This window comes from Streptomyces pallidus (ex Mingjun et al. 2026), from assembly GCF_051550185.1.
Classification (GTDB): Bacteria; Actinomycetota; Actinomycetes; order Streptomycetales; family Streptomycetaceae; genus Streptomyces.
On sequence record NZ_CP196181.1, the window covers coordinates 2,090,289 to 2,099,863 of the forward strand.

The 9,575-nt window shown below is 72.3% G+C and carries 6 protein-coding genes; all 6 read right to left on the reverse strand.

The features are described 5' to 3' along the window. Position 1: 1 nt before the first annotated feature. Positions 2-3,058: a non-ribosomal peptide synthetase gene (locus ACSHWO_RS09025; RefSeq protein WP_438311030.1), complete on the reverse strand. Its 3,057-nt coding sequence runs from the start codon at positions 3,056-3,058 to the stop codon at positions 2-4. A gap of 75 nt (positions 3,059-3,133) precedes the next feature. Continuing rightward, positions 3,134-3,961: an ABC transporter permease gene (locus ACSHWO_RS09030; RefSeq protein WP_361089352.1), complete on the reverse strand. Its 828-nt coding sequence runs from the start codon at positions 3,959-3,961 to the stop codon at positions 3,134-3,136. Further along, positions 3,958-4,890, reverse strand: a complete 933-nt coding sequence (locus ACSHWO_RS09035) for an ATP-binding cassette domain-containing protein (protein WP_361089350.1) — start codon at positions 4,888-4,890, stop codon at positions 3,958-3,960. Before ACSHWO_RS09035 ends, ACSHWO_RS09030 begins: the two co-directional genes overlap by 4 nt. A 4-nt stretch (positions 4,891-4,894) precedes the next feature. Then, entirely contained in the window at positions 4,895-5,107 is a 213-nt protein-coding gene (locus ACSHWO_RS09040; protein WP_361089348.1) for an MbtH family protein, read from the reverse strand. Next, positions 5,104-8,730, reverse strand: a complete 3,627-nt coding sequence (locus tag ACSHWO_RS09045) for an SDR family NAD(P)-dependent oxidoreductase (RefSeq protein ID WP_438311035.1) — start codon at positions 8,728-8,730, stop codon at positions 5,104-5,106. The genes ACSHWO_RS09040 and ACSHWO_RS09045 overlap by 4 nt, the downstream gene beginning before the upstream one ends. Next, positions 8,727-9,515 carry a thioesterase II family protein gene (locus ACSHWO_RS09050; protein WP_404241772.1) on the reverse strand — a complete coding sequence of 263 codons (789 nt, stop codon included), beginning with the start codon at positions 9,513-9,515 and terminating at the stop codon, positions 8,727-8,729. Before ACSHWO_RS09050 ends, ACSHWO_RS09045 begins: the two co-directional genes overlap by 4 nt. Positions 9,516-9,575: the final 60 nt, after the last annotated feature.

Genomic DNA, 9,575 nt, shown 5'->3' on the forward strand with positions numbered 1-9,575 from the left:
TTTACACTCGCTCTCGTTCGTGCATGGCGTGGACAGCCCGCACCACGCCGGCGGTCTGCGCCGGCCTGGTGCGGAAGAAGTGGTGGCCTCCGTCGGGCAGTTCACTGACCCGGACGGTGCGGGCGAGGAGGCGCCAGGCGTCGAGGCCGTCCTCGTGGCCGCGGGTGGCGGGGTCGTCGGCGGCGGCCACGAGGGTCAGCGGCGCCGCGATCAGGGTGGTCGGCGGGTTCTCCACGGCGTCGGCGAAGAACGCGTTCGCCGCCAGGACGTCGTGCCGGTAGGCCGCCCCGACGAGCGCCGCCCGGTCCGTGTCCGTCCCGGAGAGCTCGGTGTAGCCGTTGTCGCCGCCGATACGGGCGGCGATCTCCAGGGGGGTCATGGCCGTGAGCTCGGCGCTGAACGCGCGCCGTGCGGCCGGGGTGCCGACCAGTTGGCCGCCGATCAGGACGGCCCGCAGGTCGTGGCCCTGTTCCTCCAGCAGCCGCGCGGTCAGGACGGCCAGGGCGGCGCCGGAGGAGTGCCCCCAGAGCAGGACCGGTCCGGTGACGCGCCGGGCGATCTCGTCCGCCACGGTCTTCGCGACCGTTTCGGGGGAGGCGAACGGCTCGTTCTCGGCCGTGAGGTCATGGCCGGGCAGCTCCACTCCCTGGACGGCGAGCCCGCTGTCCGCCAGCTCGGCCGCAAGGGGCCGGAAGTTGACGGCGTTGCCGCCCGCGTACGGGAAGCAGACGAGGGTGGCGGCCGGGGAGGGCGGCGTGAGGAGGGGGTTCAGGAGACCGGTCCCGGTGTCCGCCCCTTCGGGCCCGCCGGTTCCGTCGACGAATGCGGCCAGGTCGCTCAGGCGCGGGTGGCGGGTGAGGTCCTTCAGCGACACGGCCCGCTCGAGCTTGACGACGAGGCGTACGGCGGACAGGGAGGTGCCGCCGGAGTCGAAGAAGTGGCTGCTGCGGCCGACCCGTTCGGGGTCCATGCCGAGCACGGCCGCCCAGGCGGCGGCGATCCGCCGCTCCGTCGGGGTGACCGGCGGTTCCGGGCCGTCGTCGTCCGCCTCCGCGAGCTCCGCCAGCCGCTTCTTGTCGATCTTGCTGTTGGCGGTGAGCGGCAGGGCGTCGAGGCGGTGGAAGCGGCTCGGCACCATGTACTCCGGCAGCGCGGCCGCCAGCCGCGTCCGCAGCTCGTCGACGGGCACGTCGGCGGCGGCGGCGTAGAAGGCCACCAGGCTCTCGCCGACGACGACCACGGCGGTGTCCCGGATCCCGGGGACGCCGAGCAGCCGGTTCTCGATCTCGCCGAGCTCGATGCGGAAGCCGCGCAGCTTCACCTGTGCGTCGCGACGGCCCAGGAACTCCAGCTTGCCGTCGGGGCACCAGCGGCCGAAGTCGCCGGAGCGGTAGAGCCGTTCGCCCGGCCGGTGCGGATCGGTGCCGTACGCGGCGGCCGTGCGCTCGGGGTCGTTGACGTAGCCGCGGCCGACGCAGATGCCGGCGAACACGATCTCGCCGGGCGAGCCGAGCGGCACCGGCTCGAGGCCGGCGTCGACGACGTAGACGCGCACGTTGGCGACGGCCGGTCCGAGGGGCACCCGGTCGCCGTGCGGCGGCTCGGTCATGACCTCGTGGTTCGTGTCGTCGGAGGTCTCGGTGAGCCCGTACGCGTTGACGAGCGAGGTCCCGGGGAAGGCCGCGAACCAGCGTTCGACCAGCTCCTTCTTGAGCGCCTCACCGGTGGCCGAGAGGCAGCGGAGCCGGCCGAGGCCGCCGCCGTGCTCCTCCAGGTGCGACAGCACCACCTCGAGGTAGGAGGGGACCAGCTGGGCGACGTCCGCTGCGCGGACGACCTCCACGAACCTCTCCACGTCGAGGATCGCCTCCTGCGGCACGATGAGGGTCGTACCGCCGACCAGCAGGGCCGCGACGAGCTGCCAGAGGGAGATGTCGAAGCACTGCGGAGCGACCTGGGCGACGACGTCGTCCTCGCCCACCTTCAGGTCGTCGGTCTTCGCGTAGAGGTGGTTGAGCATGCCCTCGTGCTCGCACATCACCCCCTTGGGCCTACCGGTGGAGCCGGAGGTGAAGTAGATGTAGGCCAGCCGGTCGGGGCCGATGTCGACCCCGAGGTCCGTCGGATCGGCCCCGTCGCTCTCCTCGACGCGGAGCACCGTGACGGACGGGCGCTCGCGCAGGGCCTCGTCGAGGGTGGTGGTGCTCCCCGGTTCCGTGAGGACGAGGGTGCATCCGGCGCGGTCGAGGGTGGTGCCGATGCGGTCAGCCGGGAAGTGCGGCTCGATCGGCACGTACACGCCGCCGGCCTTGAACACGGCGAGGACGCAGGCCATCCAGTCCAGATTGCGCTCGGTCACCACTGCGACGGAGCCCTCGGCCGCCAGGCCGCGGGCGAGGAGGGTCCGGGCGATCCGGTTCGCGTGGGCGTTCAGCTCGGCGTACGTGATCCGGCGTTCGCCCATGATCGCGGCGGTCTTCCCGGGGTGCTGGCGTACCCGGTCCTCGAAGAGCTCGTGGAAGCGTCGGTCCGGCAGCTCCCGCTCCGGACCGGCCATGCCGACGAGCTGGTGGTGGCGCTCGGCCTCCGACAGCAGGCTGCCGCTCTCGTGCGGGGCGTCCGGGTCGGCGGCCATGCGGTCGAGGGCGGTGCGGTGGTAGCCGGCGACTCGGGTCGCGTGGTCGGCGTCGAAGTCTTCGGTGCGGTACGTGAGCACCAGCTCGCCGTCGGTGACGCACACCCCGAAGACCACGCCGTCGGGCAGGGTGCCCGGGGTCCCGCCGACCACGGTCTCGAAGCCGTGGCGGGGTGCGGCGGCCGCGTTGCGGACGCGGTCCAGCAGGCCGGCCCAGGTGGTGCCGGCCACCGGCACGAGGAGGGGTACGGGGCCGAAGGCCACCTCGTCCTCACCGCTGAGGATCGCGACGACCTTGGCGTGGGCTGCGGACAGTTCTGCCGGCGTCGGTTCGCATTCCAGCGGAATGCCGACGGTCGCCGTGCCCGGTGCCGAACCGATGGTCGCCTGCCACCGCGGAACGGCGGTATGACCGGACCTCATGGAGTTCCTCCACTCGGGGAGTTGGAATGGGAAAAACGTAGGGGCGGGGCTTTCCCTCCCGTTATCGATCACATTTCAGCGACGTCGATAGCGGGATATCGCCAGCGGTACCGCACAGCACATGAGGCCAACGCTCCACAGCACGGTGCCGAGGACGGGACCGGCGACCGGCCCCCCGGCGAGCAGGTTGCGGCACGCGTCCGTCACCAGGGTCGTGGGATTGGCCTCGGCGAAGGCCCGCAGCCAACCCGGCATCGTGCTGGTCGGCACCAGCATGGAACTGCCGAACTGGAACGGGATCATCCACAGGAAGCCCACTGACTGCACGGTGTTGGGACTGCGCATCGACAGGCCGATGAAGGCCGACACCCAGGCCAGCGCGGTCCCGTACAGCAGCGTGAGCAGCACGGCGGCCACCGCGAACAGGAAGTTGGTCTCCACCCGGAAGCCGATGACGAGTGCGAACAGGAGCATGACGACCTGGCCCAGCAGGAGCCGGCTCATGTCTGCCACGATCCGGCCGGTCAGGACCGCCGAGCGGGCGATGGGCAAGGAGCGGAACCGGTCCATCACACCGTTGTCGAAGTCGACGGCGAGCAGGTAACCGGTCGAACGGGACGCGAACATCAGCGTTTGCACCATGATGCCCGGCAGGAGGAACTGCCGGTAGTCGCCGGGGCGGTCTCCCCAGATCGCGCCGCCGAAGACGTACAGGAAGATCAGCGTGAAGACCATCGGCATGACCACGGAGTCGAGGAGCTGTCCGGGGTCGCCGCGCAGCTGGAGCATGTTGCGCCTGGCGATGGCGAGCGACTGCCTGGCGGTGTCCCGCAGCCCGTTCCGGGCGGAACCGGCGAGGGGGGGTACCCCGACGGTCGGCGCGATGTCGGTGGTCGGGGTCACGGGGTGCTCCTGGTCAGTTCGATGAAGGCCTCGTCGAGGCTGGCGACCCGGGTGTCCACGGCCAGCACCTCCACCGCCGAGGCGGTGACGGCCCTTACCGCACGGGTCAGTTCGTCCGGTTCCACGAGCGGGAGCCGGACCATGCAGGCCTCCTGGTCGATCCGGCCCTCCAGCCCTTCCAGGGCCAGGGCTCCCGCGAGGGCCGCCAGATCCCGGGAGTACGCGGGCCGGATCTCCAGGGTCCGGCCGCCCACCCGGGCCCGGAGCTCCGCGGCCGTACCGGCGGCGATCACCCGCCCCTTGTCCACGACGACCACCGAATCGGCCAGCGCCTCGGCCTCCTCCATGTACTGGGTGGTGAGCAGTACGGTCGAGCCGGCGAGGGCGCGTTCCTTCACCGTGGTCCACAGCTCGTTGCGGCTGTGCGGGTCCAGGCCGGTGGTCGGCTCGTCGAGGTAGATGAGCCTCGGCTCGCCCATCAGCGATGCGGCGAGGTCGAGACGACGGCGCATTCCGCCGGAGTACTCGCGGGCGGGCTTGCCGCCCGCTTCGCCGAGCCGGAACCGCTCCAGCATCCCGTCCGCCTGCTGCCGGGCCCGGCGGGCGGGCACTCCCAGGAGACGGGCGATGAGGTACAGGTTCTCCCTGCCGGAGATGTTCCCGTCGACCGAGGCGAACTGCCCGGTCAGCGCGATGCAGCGGCGGACCTGGTGGGGTTCCCTCGCCACGTCGTAACCGAAGACCCGGGCGCGCCCGGCATCGGGGCGCAGCAGGGTCGCCAGGACGCGCACCGTGGTGGTCTTCCCCGCCCCGTTCGGTCCGAGGAGGCCCAGGATCTGCCCGGCGGGCACCGCGAGGTCGACTCCGTCGAGGGCCCGGTGGGCGCCGAAGCACTTCACCAGGCCCTCGACCTCGATGGCCAGAGTCATGGTGTTATTGCGCGTCCATGGCGGTGGCCAGGCTGCGCGGGCGCATGTCGGTCCAGTGGGCCTCGATGTAGGCGAGGCAGGCGTCGCGGGTGTCGGCCGGGTGGGCGGTCAGCCAGCCGGCGGGCACGTCGACGAAGGTCGGCCAGAGGCTGTGCTGTCCCTCGTCGTTGACGAGCACCAGGTAGGTGCCGTCCGCGTCCTCGAACGGATTGGTCATCCTCGTTCTCCTTCCAATTGCGGGGAAAGCACTGCGGCGAGTGCGCCGACAGTGGGGTGCTCGTAGAGCTGGTGCACCGACAGCCGGGCGGGCAGTGCACTGTTGATGCGGTTCACGAGTTGCGCGGCGCGCAGCGAACTGCCGCCGAGGTCGAAGAACCGGTCGTCGCGGCCGACGTCGCTACCGAGGACGTCGCTCCAGAGGGCGGCCAGGGCCTTTTCCAGCTCGGTGGCCGGCGGTACGAGCTGCCGTCCGCCGCGTTCCAGCGCTGCGACGGCGACAGCGAGCAGCTGGTCCCGGTCGGCGGGCAGCCTGTCGAGGCGCAGACAGCGCAGGGGATGGTCGAGTTCCCTCGCCACCGGTGCCACGGCCGCCCGGACGTCGGCCTCGGGGGCCGACCCGGTGTACACGACGATCGCCTCCGCGATGTGCAGGCTCTCCGGGGCGAGGGCGCGCGCGATGTGCTCGTTGCGGCCGTCGAGGCCGATCAGCACGGTGGCCCGGTCCTGTCCCAGTACGGTGAGCAGCGAGGCGAGGCCCTCGTCGGGGTCGAGGGTGCGAAAGCCCCGGGCCTGGGCGGCGTCCTCGGGTGCTCCGCGGTTCATGCCCAGGCCGCTCCAGGTGCTCCACGCCAGGCAGTGCACGGGCCGGCCGCGCTCGCGTCCCCAGTGGTCGGCGAATCCGTGCAGGAAGCTGTTGGCCGACGAGTACGCCGCGAAGGAGCTTCCGCCGAACTCGCCGTTGACCGACGAGAAGAGCACGAGGGGCGTGTCGGGACGGTCCTCCAGCAGCTCGGCGAGCGCCAGGGTGCCGGTCACCTTCGCGCGGTAGGCGTCGCGGAAGGCCTGCGGGGACTCGCGGGCGACCTGGTGGAGTTCCAGTTGCGCCCACTGGTGGGAGACGTCGGCGCCGGCCAGGTGCAGCACCCCGTCGAGCGGTGCTCCCCAGCGGGCCTCCGCCTCGGCCACCGCGGCCCGCAGCGCGACCGGGTCGGCCACGTCGAGCGCGCGGTAGGCCACGTCGCCCAGGACTGCGAGGTCTTCGAGGCGCTCGGCGCGCTCGCCCCCGTCGGCCGGGCTCCGTCCGACCAGCAGCAGTTTCGCGGCGTGGGCGGCCAGGAGGTATTCCGCGACCGGATGGGCGACGCCGCCGAGACCACCGGTGACGAGGTAGCGGCCGCCGGTGACGAAGGCGTCCCTCCCCCGGCCGTCGAGGGCCATCGGCCGCAGCCGGGGCACCAGGCGGCGCGTGCCGCGGTGGGCCACGAGGTCGGCGGCGTCGTGGCAGGCGAGTTCCGTGACGACCGCGGCGGCCCGGTCGCGGGGGGCGGACGCGGCGGGCACGTCGAGTTGCCGGACGGACGGCAGCACCTGCTCCACGGCGGCCGTGCGCAGGAGACCGGGCAGGCTCGCGGCGGCGAGGTCGAGGGTGTCGCCCGCGGCCGTCCACAGACCGCCGCTCGTGACCACCAGGAGGGGCGGCGCGGGATCGTACGCGGCCAGGTCCTGGAGCAGGCGCAGCACGTCGAGGGCCACGCTCTGCGGGTCGGGGCCCTGGGCCAGGTGGACGACGGCCCCGGCGTGTCCGGTCGGGGAGACGACGAGCTCGGGGACGCCGGGTACGGCGGCGAGCTCTTCCCGCAGGGCCTCGGAGACCAGCCACGGGCCGGGCGGCAGCACGCCGCGTTCGGCGGGAGCGTCGGTCCAGGTCCGTTCGAAGTACCACGGGCCGTCCGCCTCGTCGCACCATTCGGCGTACAGGCCCGCGTCGAGGTCGGCGATGAGCTGGGCTCGCTGGATCTTGCCGCTGCCCGTCTTGGGGAAGTGGTCCCGTTCGACCGGGATCACGAGGTCGGGCTGGAGGCCCAGGGCCTCGGCCACCCGCGCCTTGATCGCGGCGATGGTGTCGTGGACGGAGGTCCGGTCGTCGGAGGCCGGGACGAAGAAGATCACCAGTTTGTCGGTGGTGTCGCCCGCGCCGGACCAGCCGCAGGCGGCGACGTAGGTGACCTCGGTTCCCTCCACCTGCTCCGCGATGGACTCCACGTCGTAGCTCAGGATGTTGGCACCCTGGACGATGATGAGGTCCTTGTCCCGGCCGGTGATGGTGAGCCGGCCCTCGTGCAGGAACGCGAGGTCGCCCGTGCGGAACCAGCCGTCGGCGGTGAACGCCTCCGCGTTCGCCTCCTCGTTGCGGAAGTAGCCCTCCATGATCGTCGGCCCGGTGATCTGGAGCCGTCCCACGTGGTCCTCGGGCAGCACGGCGTCGTTCGCGTCGACGATGCGCAGCCGCACGCCCGGGATCGGCGGGCCGACCTCCGTGAACGTGACGGCGTCGGGGTCGGTGGACCAGCGCAGCGCCCCGCCGAGTGAACTCTTGTCCACCCGCAGGCGTCCCTCGTCCGGATTCCCGGCGCGCAGCGTCGAGGACGTCACCCCCGAGCTGGTCTCCGACATCCCCCAGGACGGACGCATCGCGTCGGCCGGCATCCCGTACGCCGTGAGCAGTTCGATGAACCGGTCCGCGGTGCGGCTGACGACTGCCTCTCCGCCGTTGAGGAGGTGCTTCAGCGTCGACAGGTCCCATGACCGGCCGGCCATGGCGGGGGCACGCTCGTTGACGAGCGCGAAGGCGAAGTTGGGGGCCCAGGTGTTGGTGACGCCGTACCGGTCGATCCAGTCGAGCCAGCGCAGCGGGTCGGCGAGGAAGGCGTCGATGGTGGCGTTGACGTGCCGGCAGCGCAGCACGACGTCCCGCACGCTCCACATGACGATGCCGCCGACGTGGTCGAGCGGCATCCAGTTCAGCGCGACCTCGCTGGAATCGAATCCGTTCACCGCCGCGGTGGCCCGGGTGCGGGCCAGGATGCTGCGGCTGGCGTGCCGGACCACCTTCGGCACCCCGGTGCTGCCGGAGGTGAGCAGGTGCACGGCCGGGGTGTCGGGGGTCGCCGGGAACCAGTCCGTGCTCTGCGGGCCGTCGCCCAGTTGCTCGACGACGGCCACCCGCAGCTCGTCGACGCCCCAGAGGGCGGGCAGCTTGGCCACCGCCGGGGCGAGGGAGGCGTCGGTGAGGACGAGCGGCCGGTCCAGCAGCTGCCAGGCGTTGCGGAGCTTGGTCGTGACGGCGTTCTCCCGGTCGTAGCCGGGTGCGGCACCGACCGGGGTGGGCAGGTATCCGCCGAGGACGCACGCCCAGAACGCGGTGACGAAGGCGCGGTTGTCGCCGAACTGGAACAGCACGGACTCGCCGGGGGCGATGCCGGTGGAGCGCAGGCCGGTGAGCAGCCGCTGCGCGTCGGCGAGCAGCTGGGAGTAGCTCTGGAAGTCCTCGCCGTCGTCCGTCAGGTAGACGGTGCCCTGGTCCGGGGCGAGTTCGGCGGCGAGCCGGAGGGCTTCTTGCAAGGTGGTGGGGAAAGCGGGGTCGGCCGGCAGGTCGCCGCCGTACGCGAGCGCCGGGGTGCCCGCCGCCACGGGCGGGGCGTCGGCGGCGCGGGGTGCGGACGGCCGCACCCGGTCGAGCCGGGCCTCGCGGCGCAGCAGCGGCACGGCCTCCTGAACCCCTGGGACGGATTCGGCGGACGCCCGCAGCTGGGCCACGGCATCGTGTCCGGGCATGGTCATCGGTTGCGCTCCCCCTGGCCTGCGTACGCGGGTTCACGGCCCAGCAGCCTGCTGCCGAGCGTCGCGGTGAGCTCCGCCTCGCGGTCGTTGAGATAGAAGTGGCCGCCGGGGAAGACCTCGACGGAGAACGCCCCGCTGGTCTGCTCCTCCCACGCGTGCAGGCCGCTGACGGGCGCGCGCGGGTCGGTGTCCCCGCCGAGCGCGGTGATCGGTACTGCGAGCGGCTCGCCGGGGCCGTGCCGGTGGTTCTCCCAGAGGGTGAAGTCGGCGCGCAGCGTCGGCAGCAGCAGCTTCATCAGTTCCGGGTCGGTGAACACCCCGTCGGACGTGCCGTCCAGATCCCGCAGGGCGGCACTGAAGTCGTCGTCGGACAGCCGGTGCAGCTGCGGCGCGGCGGTGTCGTGGCCCGGGGCCGGCTGCCCGGACAGGAACAGGTGTCCGGGCTGCGTGCCGCGCTTGCGCAGCGCCCTGGCCAGTTCGAACGCGAGCAGCGCGCCGCCGCTGTGGCCGAAGAACGCGTACGGCCCCTGGAGGTAGGGCCGCAGTGCCACGGCGACCATGCGGACGGCGACGTCGACCGACGCGGGGTGCGGTTCGCCGACGCGGTCCTCGCGGCCGGGCAGTTGCACGGCCACGATTTCCACCTCCGCCGGGAAAAGGGCCGGCCATGCGGCGAACGCGCTCGCGCCCGCTCCTGCATGCGGAAAGCAGAAGAGACGGACCCTCCGGTTCGCCCGCCGGGCACGACGGACGAATGGAGTTTCTGCTACGAGCCTGTCAGGCATGACCGATCCGCCTCGAAATCCGCAGGACAACAGGAATACACCGCACGGTATTGAGGAGCC